The 24,894-nt window shown below is 63.0% G+C and carries 21 protein-coding genes; 13 read left to right on the top strand and 8 right to left on the bottom strand.

Going from position 1 to position 24,894, the window contains the following annotated elements; genetic code table 11:
- Nucleotides 1-228 precede the first annotated feature (228 nt).
- From AC5ZFO_RS14170 to AC5ZFO_RS14145, 6 genes are all read left to right on the top strand, one after another.
- On the top strand, nucleotides 229-1,740 hold the full coding sequence (locus tag AC5ZFO_RS14170) for an ABC transporter substrate-binding protein (RefSeq protein ID WP_496122170.1): 1,512 nt from the start codon (nucleotides 229-231) through the stop codon (nucleotides 1,738-1,740).
- 57 nt (nucleotides 1,741-1,797) lie between these two features.
- Entirely contained in the window at nucleotides 1,798-2,739 is a 942-nt protein-coding gene (locus tag AC5ZFO_RS14165) for an ABC transporter permease (protein ID WP_282523938.1), read from the top strand.
- Nucleotides 2,736-3,608, top strand: a complete 873-nt coding sequence (locus tag AC5ZFO_RS14160) for an ABC transporter permease (RefSeq protein ID WP_028149198.1) — start codon at nucleotides 2,736-2,738, stop codon at nucleotides 3,606-3,608. The genes AC5ZFO_RS14165 and AC5ZFO_RS14160 overlap by 4 nt, the downstream gene beginning before the upstream one ends.
- 252 nt (nucleotides 3,609-3,860) lie before the next feature.
- The gene (locus tag AC5ZFO_RS14155) at nucleotides 3,861-4,949 is read left to right on the top strand and encodes an AI-2E family transporter (protein WP_282523937.1); all 1,089 of its coding nucleotides are present in this window, start codon (nucleotides 3,861-3,863) and stop codon (nucleotides 4,947-4,949) included.
- A 173-nt stretch (nucleotides 4,950-5,122) separates the two neighbouring features.
- On the top strand, nucleotides 5,123-6,232 hold the full coding sequence (locus AC5ZFO_RS14150; protein WP_496122169.1) for an acetate kinase: 1,110 nt from the start codon (nucleotides 5,123-5,125) through the stop codon (nucleotides 6,230-6,232).
- Between the two features lie 40 nt (nucleotides 6,233-6,272).
- Entirely contained in the window at nucleotides 6,273-6,716 is a 444-nt protein-coding gene (locus tag AC5ZFO_RS14145; RefSeq protein ID WP_282523936.1) for a potassium channel family protein, read from the top strand.
- Nucleotides 6,717-6,911: 195 nt separating this feature from the next.
- On the opposite strand, the gene AC5ZFO_RS14140 is transcribed toward AC5ZFO_RS14145, so the two are convergent.
- On the bottom strand, nucleotides 6,912-7,595 hold the full coding sequence (locus AC5ZFO_RS14140; protein WP_282523935.1) for a helix-turn-helix domain-containing protein: 684 nt from the start codon (nucleotides 7,593-7,595) through the stop codon (nucleotides 6,912-6,914).
- A 221-nt stretch (nucleotides 7,596-7,816) separates the two neighbouring features.
- Here AC5ZFO_RS14140 and AC5ZFO_RS14135 point away from each other — a divergent pair, with 221 nt between their 5' ends.
- Nucleotides 7,817-8,440 (top strand): response regulator transcription factor, encoded by a 624-nt coding sequence (locus AC5ZFO_RS14135; RefSeq protein ID WP_247303629.1) that lies wholly within the window; start codon nucleotides 7,817-7,819, stop codon nucleotides 8,438-8,440.
- 184 nt (nucleotides 8,441-8,624) lie between these two features.
- Complete coding sequence (locus AC5ZFO_RS14130) at nucleotides 8,625-8,993, top strand: response regulator transcription factor (protein WP_282523934.1); 369 nt, start codon at nucleotides 8,625-8,627, stop codon at nucleotides 8,991-8,993.
- Nucleotides 8,994-9,007: 14 nt separating this feature from the next.
- Here AC5ZFO_RS14130 and AC5ZFO_RS14125 read toward each other — a convergent pair whose 3' ends face one another.
- The 3 genes from AC5ZFO_RS14125 to AC5ZFO_RS14115 are packed head-to-tail and all read right to left on the bottom strand — an operon-like array spanning nucleotide 9,008 to nucleotide 12,202.
- Nucleotides 9,008-9,592, bottom strand: coding sequence for an invasion associated locus B family protein (locus AC5ZFO_RS14125; RefSeq protein WP_282523933.1), 585 nt, complete (start codon nucleotides 9,590-9,592; stop codon nucleotides 9,008-9,010).
- Between the two features lie 22 nt (nucleotides 9,593-9,614).
- On the bottom strand, nucleotides 9,615-10,502 hold the full coding sequence (locus AC5ZFO_RS14120; protein WP_282523932.1) for an alpha/beta hydrolase family protein: 888 nt from the start codon (nucleotides 10,500-10,502) through the stop codon (nucleotides 9,615-9,617).
- An 11-nt stretch (nucleotides 10,503-10,513) separates the two neighbouring features.
- A complete protein-coding gene (locus AC5ZFO_RS14115; RefSeq protein ID WP_282523931.1) occupies nucleotides 10,514-12,202 on the bottom strand; it encodes an aspartate:alanine exchanger family transporter in 1,689 nt (562 codons plus the stop codon).
- A 135-nt stretch (nucleotides 12,203-12,337) separates the two neighbouring features.
- Between AC5ZFO_RS14115 and AC5ZFO_RS14110 the strand changes: the two genes are divergently transcribed.
- From AC5ZFO_RS14110 to AC5ZFO_RS14100, 3 genes are all read left to right on the top strand, one after another.
- Nucleotides 12,338-13,018, top strand: a complete 681-nt coding sequence (locus tag AC5ZFO_RS14110; protein WP_282523998.1) for a YoaK family protein — start codon at nucleotides 12,338-12,340, stop codon at nucleotides 13,016-13,018.
- The gene (locus tag AC5ZFO_RS14105) at nucleotides 13,015-14,718 is read left to right on the top strand and encodes a SulP family inorganic anion transporter (protein ID WP_282523930.1); all 1,704 of its coding nucleotides are present in this window, start codon (nucleotides 13,015-13,017) and stop codon (nucleotides 14,716-14,718) included. The genes AC5ZFO_RS14110 and AC5ZFO_RS14105 overlap by 4 nt, the downstream gene beginning before the upstream one ends.
- Before the next feature lie 142 nt (nucleotides 14,719-14,860).
- Entirely contained in the window at nucleotides 14,861-17,614 is a 2,754-nt protein-coding gene (locus tag AC5ZFO_RS14100) for a decarboxylase (protein WP_496122168.1), read from the top strand.
- Nucleotide 17,615: 1 nt separating this feature from the next.
- Here AC5ZFO_RS14100 and aspT (AC5ZFO_RS14095) read toward each other — a convergent pair whose 3' ends face one another.
- Together aspT (AC5ZFO_RS14095) and aspT (AC5ZFO_RS14090) are read right to left on the bottom strand one after the other, a co-directional pair.
- Nucleotides 17,616-19,307 (bottom strand): aspartate-alanine antiporter, encoded by a 1,692-nt coding sequence (gene aspT, locus AC5ZFO_RS14095; RefSeq protein ID WP_282523928.1) that lies wholly within the window; start codon nucleotides 19,305-19,307, stop codon nucleotides 17,616-17,618.
- Nucleotides 19,308-19,321: 14 nt separating this feature from the next.
- Nucleotides 19,322-21,013 carry an aspartate-alanine antiporter gene (gene aspT, locus AC5ZFO_RS14090; RefSeq protein WP_282523927.1) on the bottom strand — a complete coding sequence of 564 codons (1,692 nt, stop codon included), beginning with the start codon at nucleotides 21,011-21,013 and terminating at the stop codon, nucleotides 19,322-19,324.
- 343 nt (nucleotides 21,014-21,356) lie between these two features.
- Here aspT (AC5ZFO_RS14090) and aspD point away from each other — a divergent pair, with 343 nt between their 5' ends.
- Together aspD and AC5ZFO_RS14080 are read left to right on the top strand one after the other, a co-directional pair.
- On the top strand, nucleotides 21,357-22,976 hold the full coding sequence (gene aspD, locus AC5ZFO_RS14085; protein WP_282523926.1) for an aspartate 4-decarboxylase: 1,620 nt from the start codon (nucleotides 21,357-21,359) through the stop codon (nucleotides 22,974-22,976).
- A gap of 67 nt (nucleotides 22,977-23,043) precedes the next feature.
- Nucleotides 23,044-23,478 (top strand): hypothetical protein, encoded by a 435-nt coding sequence (locus tag AC5ZFO_RS14080; protein WP_282523925.1) that lies wholly within the window; start codon nucleotides 23,044-23,046, stop codon nucleotides 23,476-23,478.
- 55 nt (nucleotides 23,479-23,533) lie between these two features.
- Here AC5ZFO_RS14080 and ppk2 read toward each other — a convergent pair whose 3' ends face one another.
- Complete coding sequence (gene ppk2 / locus AC5ZFO_RS14075) at nucleotides 23,534-24,334, bottom strand: polyphosphate kinase 2 (protein WP_282523924.1); 801 nt, start codon at nucleotides 24,332-24,334, stop codon at nucleotides 23,534-23,536.
- Nucleotides 24,335-24,336: 2 nt separating this feature from the next.
- Entirely contained in the window at nucleotides 24,337-24,789 is a 453-nt protein-coding gene (locus AC5ZFO_RS14070; protein ID WP_496122167.1) for a hypothetical protein, read from the bottom strand.
- Nucleotides 24,790-24,894: the final 105 nt, after the last annotated feature.

Raw genomic sequence — 24,894 nt, 5'->3', positions numbered from 1 at the left:
CCTCAATCCAATTAGTCAACATACCGAACTAATACCTCGCATGATCTGCCGTCAAGGGGTTTAATGCGAGGATTTTGCGCTTTCGAAAGCGGTGCATTGTAATTTAGTTCCATATCTTAGAACGATTTGTTCGAGATATTTACAAATAGGTTCAGTCGTGCTTGTCTTGACCTTCCACAGCAGAGGCTTGGATGCCTTGGGATAGGCGTGCGACGAAAGGAATTCCGTATGAAGCGGACGGGCACGGCGTTGGCGGCAATTCTGATGATCGCATCGGGCCTTGTCTCGGCGAGTGCCGCGACATTGCGGGTCGGCATCCAGGACGATCCCGATGCGCTCGATCCGGCACTCAGCGGCACCTACTCCGGCCGCTTCGTGTTTGCGGCGCTGTGCGACAAGCTTGTCGATATCTCCCCCGACCTCATGATCGTGCCGCAGCTGGCAGAGGCATGGGAGTGGTCCGCTGACGGCAAGTCGATCACCTTTATGCTGCGCAAGAACGTCACGTTCCACGATGGCACCGCGTTCGATGCAGCGGCAGTCAAGTTCAATATCGAGCGCATGAAGACGATGCCGGATTCCAAGCGCAAGGCCGAACTGGCGCCGATCGCGAGCGTCGAAGCGCTTGCTGCGGACAAGGTGAAGTTCAACCTGTCGGAGCCGTTCGTGCCGCTGCTTGCCAATCTCAGCGATCGTGCCGGCATGATGGTCTCGCCCAAGGCTGCCACGGAGAAGGCCGGGGAATTTGCAGCCGCGCCGGTCTGTGCCGGTCCGTATCAATTTGCCGAGCGCAAGTCGCGCGATCTCATTCGCGTCAAGAAATATCCCGGCTACTGGAACGCCGCACGGGTCGGCTATGACGAGGTCGTCTACTACTACGTTCCCGACTCGACCGTGCGGCTGTCGCGTGTCCGGGCGGGCGATCTCGATCTCGCGGAGCGTATCGCGCCGACCGATCTCAAGACCGTACGCGACGATCCCAACCTCGCCTTGCATTCCGGCCAGGGACTTGCCGTCTCGCATCTGATGTTCAATGTCGGCGCGGGCGCGAAGGCCGATACGCCACTCGGCAAGAACTCGACGCTGCGTCAGGCCTTTGAGCTGGCGATCGATCGCAATGTCATCAACCGCGTTGCCTTCAACGGCGAGTTCCTGGCGGATAACCAGATGATCCCGCCGTCATCTCCGTTCTACGATAGCGCGCGCAAGGCGCCGGCTCGCGATGTTGGCAAGGCCAAGGCAATGATTGCCGCCGCCGGAATGACTCGCGTGCCGGTCGAGATCCAGTACGAGAATACGGCCGGCGATTCCCGGGTCGCACAGATCATACAGTCGATGGCGGGCGAGGCCGGCTTTGACGTCAAGCTGCTGCCCATGGAAACGACCACGGCCATCGAGCGCTACATGAACGGAAATTTCGAAGCCTATATCGGCAACTGGAGCGGCCGCGCCGACCCGGACCCGACGTTGGTCGCCTTTTTCAGTTGCGCGGGCTCCCAGAACGTCAACAAGTACTGCAACAAGGACCTCGATGCGATCCTGAACCAGGCCCGGGGCGAGGCTGACGAAGCCAAGCGCAAGGCACTCTACGCCAAAGCGACGGACATCTACCTGACGGCGCTCTCGTCGATTCCCCTCCATCACCCGAACTGGTTCTTCGCGGCCCGCAAATCGGTCGGCGGCATCGTCATGGTGCCGGACGGTCTCTTGCGTCTGGTCGGTGTCGGGCCTGTGAATTGATGCGCAGCGCCTTGCGCCCGCCGACGCGCTCGCCCTGGTGAGGACTGGTCTGCCCCGATGAAGACCTTGCTTCTGCGCCGGCTTGCCGTCCTACTGCCGACCTTGTTGCTGGTGTCGATGATGGTGTTCGGTCTGCTGAAACTGCTGCCCGGCGATCCTGCGCTGGCGCTCGCCGGTGAAGAGCGTAATCCTGAAGTCGTCGAGTATCTTCGGCAGAAGTATCGCTTCAATGATCCGATCCCGGTGCAATACGCCGTCTGGCTGAAAGCCCTGGTGCACGGTGACTTCGGCACTTCGGTACGCACCCGATTGCCGATCGGCACCATGCTGGCGGAAAAATTGCCGGTGACCGTCGAGCTCGCAATACTGTCGATGCTGGTCGCGCTGCTCGTCGGGTTGCCGATCGGGATCTTCGCGGCGCTGGGGCGCGGAACGCCGTTCGACTACGGTGCCAGTCTGTTCGGGCTTGCCGGACTGTCGATCCCGCATTTCTGGCTCGGGATCATGCTGATCCTTCTGTTCTCGGTGAATCTCGGCTGGCTTCCGGCCGGAGGTTTCGTTCCGCCGTCCGAGAGCGTGGGACGCAACCTGCTTTCGATGCTGATGCCCTCCTTGGTGCTCGGCACGGGCACGGCTGCGATCATGATGCGCCATGTCCGCAGCGCGATGATCGAGGCGATGAAGCAGGACTACGTGCGCACCGCCCGCGCGAAGGGCGTGCGCGAAAGCACCATCGTGCTGCGTCATGCGTTGCCGAACGCGCTGATTCCCGTGGTCACGCTAGGCACACTGCAATTTGGCGAACTGCTGGCCGGCGCGGTGTTGACGGAGCAGGTCTTTTCCATCCCGGGTTTCGGCAAGATGGTCGTCGACGGCGTGTTCAGCCGCGATTATGCCGTGGTTCAGGCGGTCGTGCTCTGCACAGCAGCCGTATTCCTCCTGATGAGCCTGATTGCCGACGTGGCCTATGTGCTGCTCAATCCGAGGCTCAGATCATGAGCTCGATTGAGACGGTGCCGGTCGCAAGTCAGGCGCGCGCCGCCGCTCCTTCGGAAATTCGTCGCCTGTTGCGCGAACCATCCGCCGTCATCGGGGCCACGATCATCCTGTTCTTCGTCGTGCTGGCGGTGTTTGCCTCGTGGATCGCGCCATACGATCCAAACTCGCCGGACTGGATGGCGATTCGCGCGGCACCCGGTGCGGCACATTGGTTCGGCACCGACGATCTCGGTCGGGACGTGCTGTCGCGCGTGATCTTCGGCACGCAAGCCTCGCTTGCCGCCGGCATCGTCTCCGTGACGGTCGCGGTGCTGATCGGCCTCCCGTTTGGTCTCATGGCCGGCTATTTCGGCGGCCTCACCGACATGGTGATCTCGCGCTTCGCCGATGCGCTGCTCGCTTGCCCGTTTCTGGTGCTGGCGATTGCGCTCGCCGCGTTCCTGGGCCCCAGCCTGCAAAATGCGATGATTGCCATCGGCATTTCCGCCGTGCCGGTGTTCGTTCGTGTCGCGCGTGCCGAGACGCTGGTTGTCTGCACCGAGGATTATATCGCGGCGGCCCGGTCCCAAGGCCTCGGCCATCTCGCCATCCTGACCGGACAGGTGCTGCCGAACGTGCTAGCGCCGACGATTGTGCAGGCGACGCTGACCATGGCGATTGCAGTTCTCGCCGAGGCGAGCCTGGCCTTTCTGGGGCTTGGGCAGCTTCCGCCGGCCCCGTCATGGGGCGCCATGCTTGACGTTGCCAGGCAATTTCTCGGCGAGGCGCCATGGATGGCCTTCTGGCCCGGCCTCGCGATCATTGCGCTCGTCATCGGCTTCAACCTGATGGGTGACGGCCTGAACGATGCCCTCAATCCCAGGCACTAGATGGAAGACGAGCCTGTTCCGCTGAGGGACTTCGCTGCGTGGCCTAGGGCTTTTTGATTTCAGGCGGCAGCACAAAGCCTGTCTCATCCGAGCGTTGCAGCGCGCAGATCCGATGACAGAGGTCGATGACGTGCCCGTCGTAGACTAGCGTGTATTGGCGCGAGCATTGGGCGTGCTGTTGATCTGTATCAAGCCTGCCGCGGGATAGGGGCTGCTAGGCTTGCAGCAGGAGCGCTGCCCGAGACACAGGCCTTGTACACCCCTCGCCAGTATCTGTTTGCCGATGGCATCATCCAGCTCGTGATCCGGCTCGGATTGCTGGCGCTGCTGATCGTGTGGACTTTCCTCATCATCCGCCCCTTCGTGCCAATCCTGGCCTGGAGTGCGGTGCTCGCGGTGGCGTTCTATCCAGTCTTCGGCTGGCTCGCCAAGCGCCTCGGGGGCCGCCCGCGCACCGCCGCTTTCATTCTTACGCTGGTTACGCTGGGTATCGTCATTGGTCCCGCGGCCTGGCTCGGCATGAGCGCAGTGGACGGGATCAGGGATCTCGCGGGCCAGATCAGCAGCGGCGATCTCAGGCTTACGGAGGCGCCCGAACAGATCAAGAGCTGGCCGCTGATCGGCACCCAGCTCTACGATCTCTGGACCCAGGCCAACAGCAATATTCGCGCGGCGCTGAGCCAGGTGATGCCGTATCTCAAACCGCTTGCCGGGATGATGCTGTCGTTCGCGGGTGAGGCCGGTGTTGGCACGCTCCAGTTCCTGCTGTCGGTCTTTGTCGCCGGCTTCCTCTTTCCCTACGGTCCGCAGCTCGTCGACGCGGTGCGCGGCTTCCTGTTCCGGGTCGTACCGGAGCAGAGCGAGCATTTTCTAGAGCTCGCCGGCGCGACCATCCGCGCGGTGTCGCAGGGCGTGATCGGTGTCGCAATCGTGCAGTCGCTATTGGCCGGCATCGGCTTCAAGCTCGCCGGCGTCCCGAGTGCCGGCCTGCTGGCATTCGTCGTCCTGTTGCTGTCGATCGTGCAGATCGGTCCCTTCCTCGTTCTCTTCCCTGTCGTAGTCTGGATCTGGATGGACAAGGACGTGACCACGGCACTGCTCCTGACCGTCTTCTTCGGCGCCGTCGGCCTCCTCGACAACGTCCTGAAGCCCATCGTCATGGGGCGCGGCCTGACCACGCCGACGATCGTGATTCTGATCGGGGTGATCGGCGGAACGCTCGCGCACGGAATCATCGGCCTCTTCATCGGGCCGATCATCCTGTCGGTCGCCTGGGAGCTCGCGGCGGCCTGGATCCGGAACGACCGCGCGGCTGCGCCGAAAAGGCCGGAAGAGACCTGAATCTCCGCGCGCATCACCACCTTTGACCTAAGTCAATCCTCTCGACTCCCGATGCACCTTGATTGAGTGAAGGCAGATCTGACTTCAGGCATGTCGATGGCTCATCAAACGTCGCAGCGGGATTGCGCATTCGGGCAAACGTCCCCGGCGATGACGGGCGTCGATTGACCGCCATGGATGCAATCCTTGCCATCGATGCGAATGCAGGAGGCGTGAACTTCCAGCTCTTCTCCGTACGCGGCGAGGGGAGGCTGGAACGGCAAATCAAGGGACGGCTTGACGGGCTCGGCAGCCATCCGCGCCTCAGGGCGAGCGGAGCGAACGGCGATCCGCTGGCGCACCGCACCTATCAGAACGACGACGTCGATGACGTTCCGGCGGCATGCGCGGTTGTCGATAGCTGGCTGCGGGACGAATTGGGAATCCAGCCGCTGGCCGTGGGACATCGCGTCGCGCAGGGAGGACCGGATGACGCCCGGCCGGCCCTGATCGATGACGCCGTGATGGCGCGTCTGGAACGGCTGATTGCACTGGCGCCGCTGCTTCAGCCGCATAATCTTGCGCCGATCCGTATCATGCAGGCCAATCATCCGGCGCTGCCGCAAGTCGCCTGTTTCGATACTGCATTCCATCTTGGCAAGGTGGTAGAGAACGGCAGCTATCCTATCCCCCATCGACTCTACGCAGGTGACGTAAGGCGCTACGGGTTTCACGGTCTTTGCTACGAATCGATTGCACGAGCTCTGACGCTCGAGGCTCCCGGGATTGCCGCGCGCCGCGTGATCGTTGCGTGCCTCGGCGAGACCAGCTCGATGTGTGCGCTGAAGGATGGCCGCAGCGTCGAAAGCACAAATGGATTCTATGCCTTTGGTGCATCGCCGTCGGACTATTCCACAGGCGAAATCGATCCCTGCGACGCGTTTCTGTTCACCAATCCGGGTGACGACGCAGCGGCTCGTTCTTTGCGAGCGGAGCAGGCCGTCGAGCACCTCGCCTACTGCGCTGGCCTCAACGCCGGCCTGCTTGCGGCCGCGCTGGAGGGGCTCGATGCCTTTGTTTTCACCGGCGCGATCGGCCAAGGTTCGACAGCGACCCGCGCGCGCATCGCCGAAAGGCTGAGCTGGCTCGGTGCAACACTGGATGCTAAGGCCAACGCCCAGAACGCACGGCTGATCTCGCGCCGCGATAGCCGTATCCCAATCTACGTGCTCCCGTCCGACGACGAATTGACCATCGCGCGGCACACGTTAGCGCTCTTGCTGAACGGGCCGTCGCCACGTTGAGGCAGCTTCCCGGAAACCTGAAAAGGATTGGCGGCGCGCGATGCTTCTTCAATTCCTCGTCGGTACGCTGGTCAGCGTGATCAATATCGGCATCCATGCGCTGGTGACCATCGTCGCCGTCGGGATCGCCCGCGGCGCGGGCTTGCGGCAAACCAGGAGACCAAGAGTGCACCTGATGGGTGTCATGGTCGCGACAGCCGTGGTGTTGCAGGTCGCGCACACGCTGGAGGTTCTGGTGTGGGCTCGGATGTATGAAGTCGTTCAGGCCGCCGCACCGGGCAGTGATTTGCTCTATTTCGCCTTCGTCAACTACACCACGCTGGGCTACGGCGATATCACCCCGGTGCGCGATTGGCGCCTGATCGGCCCGTTGACGGCTATGAATGGTGTCCTGCTGTTCGGCTGGTCGGCCGCCATCCTGTTCGAGGTCTTGCGCAAGACTCTCGAGCACCTCGGTGTAACCCAGGCGCCTGGCCTTAAATGACCCTGATACCGATGGCGGCTTCGGTCGGAGCCGAGCTCACCCCAGGAAAAGGATCATGGCCGTGAACGCCACCGGCAGCGTCCCGAACACAACGACTGCGATCCGAAATGCGGTCTCGTTCCACATCGGAAGAGGCTAGCATCGGACTGTACCGGTGTGATGTGCAGTTTGTGCCATTCGCCGGGGTCGGCTCGCTCAAGGCTGCAGATCGAGGCTTGCAAGCTGGTGCCGATCCAGCAGCACGATCTGACGCTGAGTGTTGCCGACGAAGCCGAGGGCGCCGAGCTCATGGAGCCGTGACAGCGCGCGGGATACGGTCTCCAGCGTCAGGCCGAGGTAATCGGCGATATCGCGCCGCGACATCGGCAGCGCCATGACGCCGGACGCCGTCAATCGCCCGTCCATCTCGAGCAGGAACGCCGCGACCCGCTCCAGCGAGGTCTTGCGTCCCAGCAGCAGCATGTGGTCCTCCGCATGCTGGAGGTTGTTCGTGGTCATGCTGAGGAGGTTTCTGGCCACCATCGCATCGCTTTCGGCCACCATTTCGAGGCTTTGCCGTCTGACCAGGCGCACCGTAGTGTCGACGATCGCTTCCGTGGTGAAGCGGTGCTCGTTGCCGTTCTCCAGGCCAAAAATGTCGCCGGCGAGGTGAAAGGCGCCAATCTGCCTGCGGCCGTCCGACAGCAGCTTGTAGCTTCGCACCGCACCGGACGTCACCTGATAGACATATTCGGCGGGCTCTCTCTCCCCGTAGATTTCGCTGCCCTTTTTATAAGTAAATTGGCTTAAACTGACGAGCGTATTTGAATCGCTGCTCATGCCGAGGTCACGAAGGGAGTTGGGACGCGGCGTCGAATCCGCTGTGATGCGAACGAACATGGGCCAACTCCTCAGCTCATCGCCGAATTGGTCTGTCGGACGAAAACTCTCGCCGCCGGGAATGCGCCACGCCGTCCCACTCCCGCCGAAGTTGATTTACGACTAAGGCGGCATTCTCATCCATTGTCCCAAGGTTCATTGTACCAAGGGACAGCGTGGACGGCCGTTGGGAGGTTGTTGCGCGGATTGAGAAGCTGTCGGAATTCAGCAAGAGGTGATGCGTGCCCGGTCTTGTTCACGTGGTGGACGACGACGATTCCTTCCGGACGGCGATCGCGCGCCGACTGAAGCTCGCTGGCTACGACGTTGCGACCTACGCATCGGCGCAGGATTTACTGGATGCGGCGCCTGACGACGCGCAGCCGGGATGCATCCTGCTCGACGTGTGGATACCGGGGCTGAGCGGCCCCGACTTGCAGACCCGCTTGGTCGCGTCGGGCTCGACGTTGCCAATCATATTCCTGACCGGACACGCCGACACGCCAACCACGGTGCAGGCCATCAAGGCCGGCGCGGAGGATTTCCTGACCAAGCCGGTATCCTCCGAGCAGTTGATCGCTGCGATCGAGCGCGCGATGGTGCGCCAGCACACCGCGCAGGCGCATCGCGGCAGGCTCGAGACCTTCCGCATTCACCTCGCCGCATTGACGCATCGCGAGCGTCAGGTGTTCGATCTCATCGTCCGCGGCAGGATCAACAAGCAGATCGCGCATGAGCTTGGAACCACCGAGCGCACCGTGAAGGCGCACCGCCACCAGGTGATGGAGAAGATGCAGGTTCGTTCGCTGGCGGAGCTCGTTTCGATCGCGGAACGGCTTGGAATGCTCGATACGAGCGACGATTAGCTGATTTTTCGTCACGGCACAGTTCCCGCGGTGTGACTTCCCCAAGAGACAATATGAAATTCGTTGGTGCGGTGCTGCCATGCAGGGCGGCGAATGCGGCGGTTTGCCTGACACGCAAGTAGACCAGGCGAATATGGCGCCAGCGCCGCCGTGATCAGTCCGTCCGTCTCGAAGGGACACTTCCTTGCCAGAGCGTGGCTCTGTTTTCGTCGTCGATGACGATCCCTCCATTCGGACCAGCTTGAACAGGCTGCTCCGCGAGTATGGCTTTGCCGCGACGCTCTTCGATTCCGCAGGAGCCTTGCTCCATCACGGCAGCTTCGACAAGGCGATCTGCATCGTTCTCGATATCGACCTGAACGGAAGGTCCGGCATCGACCTGCGCCGGCAACTGGCAGAGGAGGGCGTCACTGCGCCGGTGATCTACATCACGGGAAATGACAGCTCGGCGAATCGCGCCGCCGCGGTCGCCTCCGGATGCATTGCCTATCTGGTCAAGCCGTTCACGGCGGAGTCCCTGATCGAGTCGGTGGCGCGTGCGTCGGCTGCGTAATGCAGCATGGCCGATCATTCGTCGACATATTGCTCCAGCGTCCTGGCCGGTGCGCCCTTGTGGACGGACGCGAACTGCGCCAGCGGCACCGAGGTCGTCAATGCCAGAAGGTTTGAATCGACGACCTCGAGGGCAAGTGTCTTCCCTGACCCCATCTCCTTGATGATCGCGGGCGGCGCGACGTCGGCCGCAATGCAGGCGTTGGTCAGGCACCAGCTGTAGGGGATGCGGAGGGGGCTGCCCTGGTCGACGGTCAGCTTCGCCGGCTGTTGCAGGTACATGCCGACGGGCACGAAGAGCTGCAGCCTTGCCGAGGGAGTGCCTTCGCGCTCGATCAGGTCCACGCGCACCGCCGTCTGGCCGGTTGGAAACTTGCCGGTGATCGAGGTTCGGCACAGCGTCGGCGCACCGCCTGCCTTGAAGCAGAGCTTCTGCCAGTCTCCGTAGACGATGTCCTTTGCCTCGCGCTGGCCGCGCGTCGCGACCTCGGCGGGTTTATCGGCCTGCGCGGATTTCGGCGCGGCGATGCCGGCACATGTCGCGCTTCCGGCGACCGCGACGACGAGCAGGCCAGAGAGACAATTGCGGGGACTTGGCATGATGTGCCTCCGAACCTGAACTCTATTTCTGCGCGTCGAGGAACTTCGCCACCAGCGGCGACCACAGCGGGATCGCGTCCGGCGAGCCGATGAAGAAATGGCCCTCGCCGCCGAACGGCGGCATCAGATGATATTCGGCGCGGCCGCCAGCCGCCGTGAATGCTGCATGCATGCGCTTCGACAGATCGGGGCCGAAAAACGTGTCGTTCTCGATGTAGATCCACAGCATCGGCACCCGCGACGTGCTGCCGAAATCCGCGGTCGCCTCGACCAGCTTGTCGGGTGCACAATTGTTGTTCGGCTTGCCGCCGACCCGCCCGCCGCGGCCGGCGGCGAAGGTGATGATGGCCTTCACCTGTGGTGGGTTCACGCTGGACAAGGCGATGGAAGCCCAGCCTCCGGCGGACTGGCCGACCACGATCACGTCCTTTGGAATGATCCGTTTCTCGGCGGCCATGTAGTCGATGATCCAGAGATCGACCTTGGCGACTGCGAGGCCCGCATCATGGAAGTTGGGGTTCGTGCACTTTCCGACCTTGGAAAAGAATGGCCCATAGAGCGCGCGCTCGGGAATGTCGATGGCCGCGGCGCCATAGCCGCTGCCGACCGGTGCGACCACGAGATAGCCGCGCTTGGCGAACCACTTTGCAGCGTCGCGGAATTCCACCAGCGGGAAGAAGCTCCGGTCGGTCGGATTGAGAGAGACGCCGTGGTTCATGATCACCAGAGGGAAAGGGCCGTCGCCGACCGGGCGCACCAGATAGGCGAACATCGGCAACGGCAGTGGCAGAGCCCAGATCTCCTCCTGGATTCGGACCTCGTCCTCAGCCCGCGTTGGGGCAGAGAGCGAGGCCAGAACGAGCAGGGTGGTCGCCAGGGACCGGAGCGTTACAGCCAGAAGCGAGTGCATCGCGATCTCCTTCACCCCGTATACGTAGCGGCAACGACGATCGGGCCCAGCACCGTCAGCAACACGTTGCCGACCGCGTAGGGCACGGCGACACCGAGCACCGGCGTCTTGCTCTCGGCGACGTCGCACGCGCCTGTCACGGCGGCGTCGACCGTCATGGCACCGGCGAGCGCGCCGCAGGTCACGACCGGGTTCATGCGGAGCACGTAGCGGGCGAACAGGGTCCCAACCGTCAGCGGGATCAGCGTGACGACGATGCCCATGCCGACCAGCAGAAGGCCGTGCGCCTGAATGGCTGTCCAGGCGGCGAGGCCGTTGCCGAGCCCAATCGCCGCGATGAAGCCGCCAAGCCCGAGATCGCTCAGCGTCTGTTGCGCCGCCGGCGGCAGCGCGCCCATGGTCGGGTTTCGCGACCGCAGCCAGCCGCAGACGAGGCCGGAGATCAGTGCGCCACCTCCTCCGCCGAGCGTCAGCGCGACGGCGCCGACTTTGAAGTTTGCAAGGCCGGCCAACAGACCGACGGCAATGCCTGCGGTGAGGAAGGCAATATCGGTCCGGTCGGACGCGTTGAGGGCGTGTCCGACCTGCGTCGTCGCCCGCGCGATATTGCCGGTGCTGCCGACCAGCGTCATGACGTCGCCGATATAGACGCGCGTGTCGGGACCGAGCGGCACCTCGCGGCCCATGCGGGTCAGAGAACGCAGGAACACGCCGCGCGCATCGTCGCCGAGCCGTTCGGCGATGTCCCGGATCGAACGGCCGTGCAGCCTGCGGTTTTCCACGAGGACCTCTGTCACGTTGCCGGGCAGGTTGCGCAGGAGTTCGCCGGCGTCGATTTCGGCGCCGAGAAGGGGCTTGGCCGCCACGATTGCCGTGGTGGGGCCGGCAATCACGACATCGTCGCCGGCTTCGAGGCGGGTGTCATGCTGGGGCTTGATGTCTGCTCCGGCGCGGACGATCCGCTCCACGACGGTGCGGTTGCCGATCTCGGCTTCGATCGCCGCGATCGTGAAGCCCGCGCCGGTCGAGACGCGATAGGCGCGCGCCTGGAATTTGCGATAGGACAGGTTTTCGGTCTTCGGTGGCGCGCCGCCGGCCAGCTCGGCTTCGAGCTTCGCAGCCTCCGCCTTGAGATCGACCCGCATCAGGATGGGTGCGACGAACGGGACGAACAACAGCGTCAGGATGTAGCCGAGCACGTAGGTCACCGCATAGCCGGCCGCGATATTGGCCTCCTGCTGCTCCAGCGCCGCCTTCGGCAGGCCGAGTTGCGCCAGCGCGCCCGACGCGGTGCCGATCACCGAGGACTGGGTCAGCGCGCCGGCGGTCAGCCCCGCCGCAGTTCCGGTATCGAGCTCGAAGACATGAGCGAAGACGAGCACGATGACGAGGCCGGTGGCGCCGATCACCAGCGCCAGGACAACCTGCGCCAGGGTCCGAAAGCTCAAGGAAGCAAAGAACTCCGGGCCGGAGCGGTAGCCTATGGTGAACACGAAGAGGCTGAACAGGATGGCCCTGAGGATCGGCGGAAAAGCAAAGCTTCCGAGTTGTCCGATCAGGACGGCGACGATCAGCACACAGGCGGTCGTTCCGATCGAGAAGCCGCGAATCTTGATCCGGCCGAGGAGGGTGCCGATTGCAATGGCCAGCAGCAGTAAGATTTCCGGAGCGGTGGAGATGATCCACCTGACGGTTTCCATGGTCGCAATTCCCCCGGTGCTTTGGCCGATTTGATTTGCGGGGAAGGGAGATTGCTTGATCCAGATCAAGCCTTGCCGACGGCAGGGCGCCGCCTATGCGCGCATGCAGAACCTGCGACGGCCCGCATTGTCAGCATGAGCACTCTGGATGTCGTAGCCGGTGCGGTGCGCCGCGATGAGACGGTCGAGATCGTCCTGCTGCTCGCCTTCGCCGGCGGCTATATCGATGCCTATACCTGGATCATCCACGGCGTGATGGCCAATGCCCAGACCGCCAACCTGATCTTTCTCTGGGTCTATGCGACAGCCGGCAACTGGGCGAAGGCGTTTCACTTCGTGCCGCCGATCCTGGCCTTTGCGGTCGGCATCGTGATCGCCGCCTGGCTGCGCCGCGCTGCCGGCGAGCGGGCCCGCACGATCAGCACTCTGGTCGAGATCGCGCTCCTGATCGTGATCGGAATCCTGCACAACCGGCTGCCCGATATGGCCGGAACGCTCGGCATTTCCGTGGTCGCAGCGATGCACGCAGCAATGTTCATCAAGGTCAAGGGGACGGTTTGCAGCACGGTGATGATCACCGGCAACATGCGCCAGGCCATCGAGAACATCTTTGCGGTGGTGTACGGAGACGCGCCGCTCGGGACACTGCGCAAATCTGGCATTTTCTTCGCCCTGTGCGCGGTGTTCGGCTTCGGTGCCGCCGCCGGTGCCTACGCCACCAAGATTATTCCCAACCTCGCGCTCGGTTTGCCCGTGATCGCGCTGCTGATCGTCCTGCTGCGCTACGAAACGACGCCTCGTGAGGTGACCGGATGAATTCGCCTCCTGAAGCGAGCTGGATGCGTTTCTTCCCACCGTTCGGCTGGCTCGCGGCCTATCGGCGCGAATGGCTGCCATCCGATGCCGTCGCAGGCATCACGCTCGCGGCCTACGCGATCCCGGTCTCGCTCGCTTATGCCGCGCTTGCCGGCCTGCCGCCGCAGATCGGGGTCTACGGCTACATGCTCGGCGGCATCGGCTATGCGCTGCTCGGCTCGTCGCGCCAGCTTGCGATCGGCCCGACCTCCGCGATCTCCCTGATGATCGCCGCGACCGTCGGCGCGCTCGCCGGTGGGGACGCGGTGCGCTATGCGCAGATCGCAAGCCTCGCGGCGTTTGCCGTGGCGGTGTTGTGCTTCATCGCCTGGCTGTTCAAGCTGAGCGTGCTCGTGCGCCTCGTCAGCGACAGCATATTGGTCGGCTTCAAGGCGGGGGCAGGGCTCACCATCATCATGAGCCAGTTGCCGAGCCTGCTCGGCGTTGCTGGCGGGGGCCACAATTTCTTCGACCGCGCCATCAAGCTCGCGGGGCAGCTCGGTACCATCAATCCGCTTGTGCTCGCGATCGGCGCGGTCGCGCTACTGCTGCTCTTGCTCGGCGAGCGGCTGCTGCCTGGAAAACCGGTCGGCATCACCATCGTCGCACTCGCGATCGTCGTGGCGACGGTGCTGGGTCTCCCCTCTCTCGGTGTGCCCGTCACCGGGAAGATACCCGAGGGGTTGCCGGCTCTGGCGACGCCGACCTTCGGCCTGCTGGAATTCGACGATCTGTTTCCGCTCGCCGCCGGTTGCGTGCTGCTGGCCTATATCGAAGGCGTCTCGGCGGCCCGCAGCTTTGCCGCCAAGCACGGCTACCCGCTCGACGTCCGGCAGGAATTTTTGGGTCTTGGCGCCGCCAACCTCGCGGCTGCCTTTGGCCATGGCTATCCCGTCGCCGGCGGCCTATCGCAATCGGCCGTCAATGACAGCGCTGGCGCACGGACGCCGCTGGCGTTGGTGATTTGCTCAGTGACACTCGGGCTGTGCCTTCTGTTCTTTACCGGCCTCTTGACCAACCTGCCCAAGGCGGTGCTCGCGGCCATCGTCTTTGCCGCGGTCTATAAGCTCGTGGATGTGCGTGCGCTGCTGCGGATGTGGCGGGTCAGCCGGATCGACTTCTACGCGGCGGCGATTGCCTTGGTATCCGTGCTGCTGCTCGGCATTCTCCAGGGCGTCCTGCTGGCAGCGATTGCGTCGATCTTCCTGCTGCTGGCGCGCGCCTCGCGGCCGAACGTCGCGTTCCTTGGCCGATTGCCCGGCAGCGGCCGCTATTCGGACAGTGCCAGGCACGAGGACGTCGAGCCGCTGGCCGGAATCATCGCATTCCGCCCCGAAGCATCGCTGCTCTACATCAATGCCGAGACGATCCTGGAGACGGTCCTGATCGCGCTCCGGAGGTCGCCTGGCATCCGGCTGGTGGCCTGCGATCTTTCAGCCTCGCCTTATATCGATCTGGCCGGCGCGCGCATGCTGCACGAGCTCTACGACGAACTGGCCGTCCGCGAAGTCAGCTTTTGCATCGTCGGGGCGCATGCGCAGCTACGCGACCTGCTGCGTGCCGAAGGGCTGGCGGAGAAAACCGACAGCGGCCAGTGGCTGCGGTCGCTCGACAGCGTCCTGGGCGACGATTCAGCCAACACCGCGCAACGAACGGTCTGACGCCCCGGTATTGCGATGCCGAGGGCATCGTCCTGTCCGTCCGCCCGATCAGAATGCGCGACCGTTGACTTGGATCAATGGAGCGACCAGCCCCGCACTCACGATCCCGCATCACCCTTGCCTATGGGATCGGGAGAGCCGCATGTCCAAAGAAGCCAAGCCCGCGCAAAAGCGCATCGATCAGTTCTTCTCCGGGCCCGGCGGACGGGCGGACAACTGGCGCGATCTGGTGGAGGCCGCAAAGGCGTGGGTGCGTGGCGGGGATCGCGCGAAATATGATGCTGCGCTGGCCGATCTCTCCATAACGGAGGAATTTCACGGATATCCCGGCCTTCACCTCATGACAGCCCTGCGGGACGCGGCCGCGGCTGGCGATGCGGCGGGCTCACTCGCCCTTGCGACACGGATGATGCAGGCCTTGACGACGAGGTCGTTTCGCCAACATGCCGGCGACGGGAGCGGAAATGACGAGGGCAACGGTGACACCCCCGATCTGGTGCCGCAAATGTCCGGGCAGCATGGTGCGCGCCGTCCCTATTTCGAGACACTGATCGTCACCGGCCTCTCGTCCGGCAATTGGCCCGCGCTCGCCAACGAATGGCGCAAGCTGCGGCGGCCGGTCGATCCATTCGTCTATGAGCCGGTCATCGTCGGCAGCCTCGAAGATGCCTTCTGCGCCGCCATCCTGAATCCCAATCTCGCAGCCGTCGTCATCAATGAGGGCTTTGCGCTGCGCTCACGCCATGACGCGCCGGTGCTCCGTACGATGACCTCGTCGGCCGGGTTGAACGACGAGTCCGATGCCTCGGCGCTGCGGCTCGCCCACGTCATCAAGCGGGTCCGCCCCGAGCTCGACCTCTATTTGATGTCCAATCGCGACGTTGAGGCGATGGCCGGAAATCCCGAGGCCGATGTCGTCCGCCGCATCTTCTATTCGGTCGAGGAACTGCTCGAGCTGCATCTCTCGATCCTGGAAGGGGTACAGGATCGTTACGACACGCCGTTCTTCGACAATCTGAAGAAATATGCACAGCGTCCGATCGGAACGTTCCATGCGCTGCCGATCGCGCGCGGCAAATCGGTCTTCAAGTCGGACTGGATCCGTGACATGGGCGAATTCTACGGCCTGAACCTGTTCCTGGCCGAAAGCAGCGCGACCACTGGCGGCCTGGATAGTCTGCTGGAGCCGACCGGCAACATCAAGAAGGCGCAGGACAAGGCAGCACGCGCGCTTGGCGCCGATCGCGTCTTCTTCGTCACCAACGGCACCTCGACCTCGAACAAGATGGCGGTGCAGGCGCTACTCGCGCCAGGTGACATCGCGATCGTCGACCGCAATTGTCACAAGTCGCATCATTACGGCATGGTGCTGGCCGGCGCGCAGCCGCTCTATGTCGAAGCCTTCCCGATGACGGAATATTCGATGTACGGCGCCGTGCCGCTGAAGACCATCAAGCAGGCCTTGCTGAACGCCAAGGCCGATGGCCGGCTCGATCGCGTCAAGCTGCTGGATCTGACCAACTGCACCTTCGACGGCCACATCTACAACACCCGCCGGGTGATGGAGGAATGCCTCGCCATCAAGCCCGACCTGATCTTCCTGTGGGACGAGGCCTGGTTCGGCTTTGCGCGCTTTTCACCGTTCCTGCGACGGCGCACCGCGATGGGCGCCGCCAACGAGATCGAGGCCTGGATGCGCGATCCGAGATCGGTCGCAGCTTACGAAGCCCAACAAGCCACGCTCGGCAAGAACCCCTCGAACGAGGTGCTGCTCAAGACCCGGTTGATCCCCGATCCGCGCCAGATCCGCTTGCGCGTCTATCAGACCAATTCGACCCACAAGTCGATGTCGGCGATCCGTCAGGGCTCGATGCTCTCGGTCAAGGACGTCGAATTCCATACGGTTGAGCAGCAGTTCAAGGAGGCCGTCTTTACCCATGCCTCCACGAGTCCGAACCAGCAGTTGATCGCTAGCCTCGACGTCTCGCGGCGCCAGATGGAGCTGGAAGGGTATGGTCTGGTGGCCAATGCGATCGAGATCGCGCTCGCCATCCGTCACGCCGTCAACAGCAATCCGCTGCTGTCGAAATATTTCCGCATCCTCGGCGCCGACGCCATGGTGCCGGCGCAATATCGCCAGAGCGGATTCACCGATTATCTGGCCGCCGGCGCGAACTGGGCGAGCGCGCTGAAGAGCCTGGACGAGGATGAGTTCTGCCTCGATCCGACCCGCATGACCCTGGTGTGCGGCACCGCCGGCTACGATGGCACGCAGTTCAAGGGGATCCTGGCGAACGACTACAACATCCAGGTCAACAAGACCTCACGCAATTCGGTGCTGATCCAGTCCAACATCAACAACACCCGCAGCGACGTCGCGCATCTTGTCAGGGTTTTGGCCGAGATCGCGGGCGAGGTTGATCGCGGCCTCGCCCAAGGCGGTGCCAATGCGAAGAAGACCTTCGAGGCGCGGGTGAAGAGCCTGATGACTGACGTGCCTGATCTGCCGAACTTCTCGCACTTCCACCAGAGCTTCCGTGGCGATGCCGGCAGCAAGACCAATGAGGGTGATATCCGCAGCGGATTCTACGCGGCCTACAACGCGGCGGGATGCGAATATATCAGGCTCGCCGATCCCGAGATCGACCGCCGCCTGAAAGCCGGCCCCGACCTCGTCTCCGCCAGTTTCGTGATTCCCTATCCGCCGGGCTTCCCGATCATGGTGCCGGGGCAGGTGATCACCCAGGAAACCATCGACTTCATGCGCAAGCTCGATGTGAAGGAGATCCATGGCTACGACGCCAAGGAAGGCCTCAAGCTCGTGCGCGCCGAAGCCTTGGCGAAGATCGGCAAGCCCAGGCCCGGCGCGCAGCCGAAGCTGAAGGCCGCGTCATAGGTCAGGCGAAGACGACCACTATAACGGAGCCCCAGGTCGTCAACAGGATGTTGGCGACCGGGTAGGCCGGCGTATAGCCGAGCACGGGCACCGGGCTTCCGGAGCGCTCCTGGAGCGCGGCCATTGCCGCCGTCACGGTCTGAGCCCCGGTCAAACCGCCGAGCAGAAGGATTGGGTTCATGCGCAAGACGAAATGACCGAAGCAGAATCCGACGATCTGCGGCAGCAGGGTCACGACCATGCCGCCGAGCAGCAGGCCGATGCCCGATTCCCGCAAGGCGGAGAGGAAGATCGGCCCGGCATGGATCCCGGTGAGCCCGACAAACGCGGCCAGTCCGAGTGACGTCATCAGGCTGACGGCGCCGTCCGGAATCCGGCCGAAGCGCGGATTGAGCGTGCGGAGATAGCCGACCAAAAGCCCGGCAAGCAGCGTGCCGACGCTCGTGCTCAGTGCGATCTGGATGCCGCCGACAGGAAAACTCACGAGAACGCCGACGATGCCGCCGAAGAAGATGGCGAGCCCCAGCACCACGAAATCGATGCTGGTGCTGGGGGCAACGATGACACCGATATTTTTCGCCGCGTTCTCCACGACCGGTTCTGGACCGACGATGCGCAGCAGGTCGCCACGCTGCAGGACGACGCCGGGAGCAATCGGAAGCTCTTGGCCGCCCCGGCTCAACGAGCGTAAATAGAGGCCGCGTGTCCAGTCATGCTGCGAGGCCTCCTGCAGGTTCATGCCCGCGAGCTTGGTGTTGATCAGGAACACGTCAGCGGAGATCAAGGGAATGTCGAGCAGCTCTTTGTCCTCGACCTCCTCGGCGCGGGAGCCGACGAGTTCTACGATGATCTGGCGCGGAGCCGATATCGTGATGACGTCGCCTGGCGCGAGGATGGTGCCGGGCTCTGCCTGGAAGATGCGTTCTCCTTGGCGGATCCGATGGATGAACAGGCGATGCTCGGGCAGGCGGTCTTCGGCGGCCGCGACTGTCGATCCGGCGAGAGGAGAGTGCTCGTCCAGCCGATAGGCGCGCAGCTCGAATTTTCGCCAAGCGGACGCCAGACCCGGCTTGGTGCGGCTCATTCCCAGCGATTGCTCGAGCTTGAGCGCCTCTTCTCGCAGGTCGATCTTCAGAAGCGCCGGTGCGATCACTGTGCACCACATGATCACGCCCGCATAGCCGAAGATGTAGCAGACTGCATCAGCGACCGCGATGTGCGAGACGAAAAGGGCGCGTTGCGCCTCCGGCACCGCGAGACCGTTGACCGCGTCGGTCGCCGTTCCCATCGCCGCGCTTTGGCTGAGCGCTCCCGACATCAGCCCCGCCGCAAAACCGGGATCGAGCCCGAGTATCCTGCCGACGACAATTGCGGCCGCAAGGCCCGTGAGGCACACGACGACGGCTAGCAGCATCGGCTTCAGCCCGTCGCGCTTCATTGCCTGCACGAATTGTGGACCGACGGAATAGCCGACGCCAAACAGGAATAGCAGGAACAGGAAAGATTTGGTCATGCTGGAAACAGGCACATGCGCGAAGTCGCCGACCATCAGGCCGGCGAACAGCGCGCCCGTGACCGGACCAAGACTGAAGGCGCCGATCTTGAAGCTTCCGATCCAGTAGCCCGCGGCGATCACCAGGAACAGCGCGAGCTCCGGATAGCGGACGAGAAACTGCTCCAGCCAAACCAGCATCGCGGGCGGCCTTGCTATGTCATCAACATGACAAGCACCATTCCCCAGATTGTCAGCAGCGTGTTTCCGACAGCGTATGTCACGGTATATCCCAGACCCGGGATCTGGCTCTTGGCGCGGTCATTGATCATGCCGAGAGAAGCTGTCGTGGTCCTCGCCCCTGAGCAGCATCCGAGCACGATGGCGTCATGGAAGCGGAACACATATTTTCCGACATACATTGCGAGGATCAGCGGCACGGTCGTCACGCCGACGCCCCAGAGGAACAGGCCGATGCCCTGCGCCTTGAGGCCGGCCACGAAGCCCGGTCCCGACGAGATGCCGACGATCGCAATGAAGACGTTCAGGCCGACCGAGTTCATGAACCAGACGGTCGGCGAAGGAATCCGGCCGAAGGTCGGGTGCACGGAGCGGAGCCAGCCGAAGAACAGGCCTGAGATCAAGGCGCCACCTGACGTGGACAGCGTCAACGGCACGCTGCCGATCTTGTAGACGATGGCGCCGATCAGCGCGCCGATCGCGATTGCGGCTCCGATGAAGGCGACGTCGGCCACATCGGTCGCGCGATCCGGGCGGCCGAGCATCTTTGTCGCGGCCGCCACATCCGGCGTGCGTCCCACGATGGTGACGATGTCGCCGCGATTGATCTTCGTGTTCGGCAGGATAGGGATATCAACGGCGATCGCACCACGGGTGATCTTGCGAAGGAACACTCCGCGAGCGCCTGCCGTTCGCGACAGCTCCTCCAGCGTCTTTCCGTCGACGTCCTTACTGGTCACGTAGACGTCGACGCCCTCGATCGGCATCGCCAGCAACTCGCGATCGTCGACCTCTTCCGCTTGCTCGCCGATCAGACTGACGAGAACGTCGCGTCGGCCGGCCACAGCGACGACGGCGCCTGCGTGAATGACGGCATCGGCGGTGGCATCCGTGATCTTGCCGTCCTGCCTGATCCGCAGGACGAACACCCGATGGTCGGGTAGCAATGCTTCCGCCTGCTGCACGGTCTTTCCAACCACCGGACCCCGCTCATTGACACGAAAAGCGCGCACATCGAACTGGTGCCAGGCCGTTCCCGGACCGCCCGTCTGCTTCTTGCCCCCGTGCTCCTCCTCATATTTCTTGCAGGCCGCCTCGAGATCGATACCGAGCAGTGCCGGACCAAGCAGAGCCAGGACGATCGCGGATCCGACCGTGCCGAAGATATAGGTGACCGCGTAGGCGACCGGCATGCCGTCGAGAATCTTCTTGGTCTCTTCCGGCGACAGGCCGAGCCGGTTGATGGCATCGGTCGCAAGGCCCATGGATGCCGAGATCGTCTGCGAGCCGGCATAAAGTCCGGCGGCCGAACCGACATCGTAGCCTGCAAGCTTTGCTCCAACATACGCCGCGATCAGGCAGAACACGCACACGACGGCCGCGAAGATCGCCTGTGGGACGCCGTCCTGCGCGATGCCGCGCACGAATTGCGGCCCGACGCCATAGCCGATGGCAAACAGGAACATCAGGAAGAAGAACGGCTTGAGCGGACCCGTTACCGTGATCCCGATCTGGCCGATGATCACGGCGGCAATCAGCGTCGCGGTGACGGCACCGAGCCCGAGGCCCTTGTAGGTGAAGGAGCCGAAATAATAGCCCAAGGCCAAGGACAGGAAGATCGCGATTTCCGGATAGCTTTTGAGCGTCTGAAAGAACCAGTCGATCATGATGTCACCCCTTCACGCAGTCGCACGCGCCCCGCTTCGCTCCTGCGCGACGTCTTGGGATCGAAGACCCCGGCGACGAGCGCTGAAGCCGCATCGATCCGGATGAAGCGACCCGTCCGAGCCGGTCATGTTGATTTATGTCAAGCGCGCGGGGGGATGGCATCCGCGACCCCGCCGACGAAATCGTCTCACTGCGTTGCGACATGGGGCGATCCGGACCGCTCTACGGCCAGGACCTTGAGGTAGATCAAGGGAGGTCACCGGACGCCGATCATCCTGAGCGCGATTGCACAGGCGAGGGCTCCACCTCGTTTCAACAGCTCGCACCGCTCGGGAGCGTCACATGGCCGATATCTTGACCCTGAAGAAATTCGAGGCACTGAGCCCGTTCGAGATCAAGGACGAACTGATCAATCTCGCCAAGGCGACGTCGAAACGAACGCAATCCGCGTTCCTGAACGCCGGCCGCGGCAATCCGAACTGGGTGGCCACCACGCCGCGCGAAGGCTTCTTCCTGCTCGGACAGTTCGCGATCACCGAGAGCAAGCGCGTCATGGAACACCCGGCCGGGATTGGCGGCATGCCCCAGGCCAAGGGCATTGCGGCAAGGTACGAGGCTTGGCTCGCCAAGCACTCTGACATGCCGGGCGCGACCTTCCTGTCGGAGATGCTGCCCTTTGCGGTCAAGAAATTCGGCTTCGATGCGGACGCCTTCGTCCACGAGCTGGTCGATTCCATCATCGGCGACAATTATCCGGTGCCGGACCGCATGCTGGTGCACAACGAAAAGGTCGTGCACGAATATCTGACGTGGGCCGTTTGCGGTGACCCGCGGCCCGCCGGCAAGTTCGACATCTATGCGGTCGAGGGCGGCACTGCGGCGATGTGCTACCTCTTCAAGTCACTGAAGGCCAATCGCCTGTTGCTTCCCGGCGACACCATCGCGCTGGGAACGCCGATCTTCACGCCTTACATCGAGATGACGCATTTGGAGGACTACGACCTCAAGGTCGTCCAGATCAAGGCGCCGCAGGAAAACAAATTCCAGTTCACCGACGAGGAAATCAAGAAGCTGGAAGATCCGAAGATCAAGGCGTTCTTCATCGTCAATCCCGCAAATCCCTCCGGGATGGGGGTGAGCCCGGAGACGGTCGCCAAGCTGGGCAAGCTGGTCAAGACCAAGCGCCCCGATCTTATGCTGCTCACCGACGACGTCTACGGCACTTTCGTTCACGGATTCCGCTCGCTGCTGGGCGAGCTTCCGCACAACACCATTGGCGTCTATTCCTATTCGAAATACTTCGGCTGCACGGGATGGCGGCTCGGCGCCATCGCCATTCATGAAGACAACATCTTTGACAAGATGATCGCGAAGCTGCCCGAGGCAGCCGTGAAGGCGCTCGACAAGCGTTACGGGCCGCTGACGCTGGAGCCGCGCAAGCTGAAGTTCATCGACCGCATCGTCGCCGACAGTCGCGACGTCGCGCTCAATCACACGGCGGGCCTGTCGCTGCCGCAGCAGGTGATGATGAGCCTTTTCTCGCTCGCGGAGATGATGGACGCGAAGAAGGCCTATCAGGCCGCATGCATGGAAATCGTCAACAAGCGCCTGTGGGCGTTGCTCGATGGCCTGGGACTTGCCGACAAGCTGAACCCGAACCCCAACTATGATGCGTATTACGGACTGATCGATTTCGAGTTCTGGGCGCGGAAGAACATTGGCGACGACGCCGTCGACTACCTGAAGAAGAACGTTCATCCGCTCGATCTCGCGTTTCGACTGGCCGAAGCCCACGGCATTGTGTTGCTGAACGGCGGCGGTTTCGATGCGCCCGAATGGTCGCTGCGCGTGTCGCTGGCAAACCTTCCGGACGATGTCTACGACGATATCGGACGCGGTGTTCGCAGCATTGCGCGTGGCTATCGGGACGCCTACGAGGCGGCCGAGGGCGGCTCGAAGTAACGCGAACCAATGGGAGTGCCGGTCGATCCGGATCACTCCGATATCAACCCAAAGGAGAATGAACGTCATGAGGAAATCTGCCATCGCCGCCGCCTTGATCACCTCGTTCGCCGTCGCTGCCGGTTTCAGCACGCCGTCGCGTGCCGAGACCGGTCAGGTCGCCGTCGTCTTCACCAAGGGCGGCTTCATCGTCGGCGTCGGCGGCGGCGAGGGCGTTTTGGTGTTGCGGGGCAAACAATATCCCTTCACCGTGTCAGGCATGAGCGTCGGTTTCACGATCGGAGCTTCGACGACCAAGCTTGTCGGCCGCGCCCTCAATCTGAGGGGGCCGCAGTCGATCGAAGGCTCTTACGCGGCGGGCGGCGCCGGCGGCGCCGTCGCTGCGGGGGCCGGAGCCGTGCAGTTGCAGAACGGCAATGGGGTGATCCTTCAGCTCAGTGGACCGAAGGTCGGCGCGGAGGTGTCGGCCGCGGTCGGCGGCGTCACGATCCGGCTGAAATAGGCTCGGCAGGGCGCTCAAGCTAAACGGGCTGCGTCATCGCAGCCCGTTTCGCGTTTCAGTAGCGTTCCTCGACGAACTTCAGGCCGCGCAGGCTCGCCTGGTCGTTGTAACGTCCCTTGTGGGACCGCGGCGGCAGCTTGATCTTCTCCCGCTTGACCCTCTTGTAAGGGATCGTTCTCAGGATGTGCGAGATGACGTTGAGCCGCGCTCGCCGCTTGTCGTCGGAGCGGATCAGTCGCCACGGTGCATGCTTCGTGTCGGTCGCCTCGAACATCATGTCACGCGCGCGCGAGTAATCGTACCAGCGCCCGAACGATTCGGTGTCCATCGGGCTCAGCTTCCACTGCCGCAGCGGATCCTCGATCCGCGCCTTGAAGCGGAGCTCCTGCTCCTCCATCCCGACCTCGAGCCAGAGCTTGATCAGGACGATGCCGGCGTCCACGGCGAATTTCTCGACCAGCGGACACAATTCCAGGAAGCGCTTATGTTCGGTCGGCGAGCAGAAGCCCATGACGTATTCAACGCCGGCGCGGTTGTACCAGCTGCGGTCGAAAATCACGATCTCACCGCCGGCCGGGAATTGCTCGATATAGCGCTGCAGGAACAGCTGGGATTTCTGCCGGTCGGAGGGCGCGGGCAGGGCGCAGACACGGAACACGCGCGGGCTCACTTTTTCGGTCAGCGCCTTGATGGTCCCGCCCTTGCCGGCCGCGTCGCGCCCCTCGAAGATGATGATGACCTTCAGTTTCTGGGTTCTGACCCATTCCTGAAGGTGACACAACTCGACCTGGAGTTTTTCGAGTTCCTTCTCATAGTCCTTCCGCTTCATCCGCTCCGCGGGCGCGTCCTTGGCCATGCTCAATCACCCCAGGAAATGGTCACGCCGATGTCGCCGGGCACACCGCCTGGAAAATCGATGATCTGATAGGCGATGCGATAGCCGCGCGGTTTCAGGTAATCGCTCCAGAGCTGGAAGATTTCCTTCGGAATCCCGGTCAGGGTGTCCTCCCAGCCCTTTTCCATTTGATTGATGGCGCGACCCTTGTCCGTGCACAGCGTGTTGGGAAAGCGGTAGACCTGAACCTCCGTCAATCCGTTTCGCACTGCACGCTGGATGATGGTCGAAGCGAGTTTGATCTTCTCGTCCTCGGTCTTGCCAGAAGGCTTGGTGAGGCGTTCAATGAGGGCGTGTTTCTCGGCTTCGGCGGCGGCGGCAAGGCGCGCATATTCGTCGGCCTTCTCTGCCTCCTTGAGGGCTGCTTCCTTCCGGATCTGCGTGGCGCTGGGGATGAGATCATCGATGCCGGGCATGGCAGGCGGCTCCTGTTGTTGCACGTCAACTTTCAGGCGAGGCTAGGTGGGGCCGTTCCAGGCCCGTTGATCCAAATCAAGCAATTGCGCCACCCGTTACCGACA

It is taken from the genome of Bradyrhizobium sp. Unk1, assembly GCF_059512345.1.
This window is presented reverse-complemented; position numbering and strand designations above follow the sequence as displayed.

Excerpts from the sequence above, each read along its gene's own strand:
- AC5ZFO_RS14170 (WP_496122170.1), top strand. The coding sequence starts at position 229 with ATGAAGCGGACGGGCACGGCGTTGGCGGCAATTCTGATGATCGCATCG.
- AC5ZFO_RS14165 (WP_282523938.1), top strand. The coding sequence starts at position 1,798 with ATGAAGACCTTGCTTCTGCGCCGGCTTGCCGTCCTACTGCCGACCTTG.
- AC5ZFO_RS14160 (WP_028149198.1), top strand. The coding sequence starts at position 2,736 with ATGAGCTCGATTGAGACGGTGCCGGTCGCAAGTCAGGCGCGCGCCGCC.
- AC5ZFO_RS14150 (WP_496122169.1), top strand. The coding sequence starts at position 5,123 with ATGGATGCAATCCTTGCCATCGATGCGAATGCAGGAGGCGTGAACTTC.
- AC5ZFO_RS14145 (WP_282523936.1), top strand. The coding sequence starts at position 6,273 with ATGCTTCTTCAATTCCTCGTCGGTACGCTGGTCAGCGTGATCAATATC.
- AC5ZFO_RS14140 (WP_282523935.1), bottom strand. The coding sequence starts at position 7,595 with ATGTTCGTTCGCATCACAGCGGATTCGACGCCGCGTCCCAACTCCCTT.
- AC5ZFO_RS14125 (WP_282523933.1), bottom strand. The coding sequence starts at position 9,592 with ATGCCAAGTCCCCGCAATTGTCTCTCTGGCCTGCTCGTCGTCGCGGTC.
- AC5ZFO_RS14120 (WP_282523932.1), bottom strand. The coding sequence starts at position 10,502 with ATGCACTCGCTTCTGGCTGTAACGCTCCGGTCCCTGGCGACCACCCTG.
- AC5ZFO_RS14115 (WP_282523931.1), bottom strand. The coding sequence starts at position 12,202 with ATGGAAACCGTCAGGTGGATCATCTCCACCGCTCCGGAAATCTTACTG.
- AC5ZFO_RS14110 (WP_282523998.1), top strand. The coding sequence starts at position 12,338 with ATGAGCACTCTGGATGTCGTAGCCGGTGCGGTGCGCCGCGATGAGACG.
- AC5ZFO_RS14105 (WP_282523930.1), top strand. The coding sequence starts at position 13,015 with ATGAATTCGCCTCCTGAAGCGAGCTGGATGCGTTTCTTCCCACCGTTC.
- AC5ZFO_RS14100 (WP_496122168.1), top strand. The coding sequence starts at position 14,861 with ATGTCCAAAGAAGCCAAGCCCGCGCAAAAGCGCATCGATCAGTTCTTC.
- aspT (WP_282523928.1), bottom strand. The coding sequence starts at position 19,307 with ATGCTGGTTTGGCTGGAGCAGTTTCTCGTCCGCTATCCGGAGCTCGCG.
- aspT (WP_282523927.1), bottom strand. The coding sequence starts at position 21,013 with ATGATCGACTGGTTCTTTCAGACGCTCAAAAGCTATCCGGAAATCGCG.
- aspD (WP_282523926.1), top strand. The coding sequence starts at position 21,357 with ATGGCCGATATCTTGACCCTGAAGAAATTCGAGGCACTGAGCCCGTTC.
- AC5ZFO_RS14080 (WP_282523925.1), top strand. The coding sequence starts at position 23,044 with ATGAGGAAATCTGCCATCGCCGCCGCCTTGATCACCTCGTTCGCCGTC.
- ppk2 (WP_282523924.1), bottom strand. The coding sequence starts at position 24,334 with ATGGCCAAGGACGCGCCCGCGGAGCGGATGAAGCGGAAGGACTATGAG.
- AC5ZFO_RS14070 (WP_496122167.1), bottom strand. The coding sequence starts at position 24,789 with ATGCCCGGCATCGATGATCTCATCCCCAGCGCCACGCAGATCCGGAAG.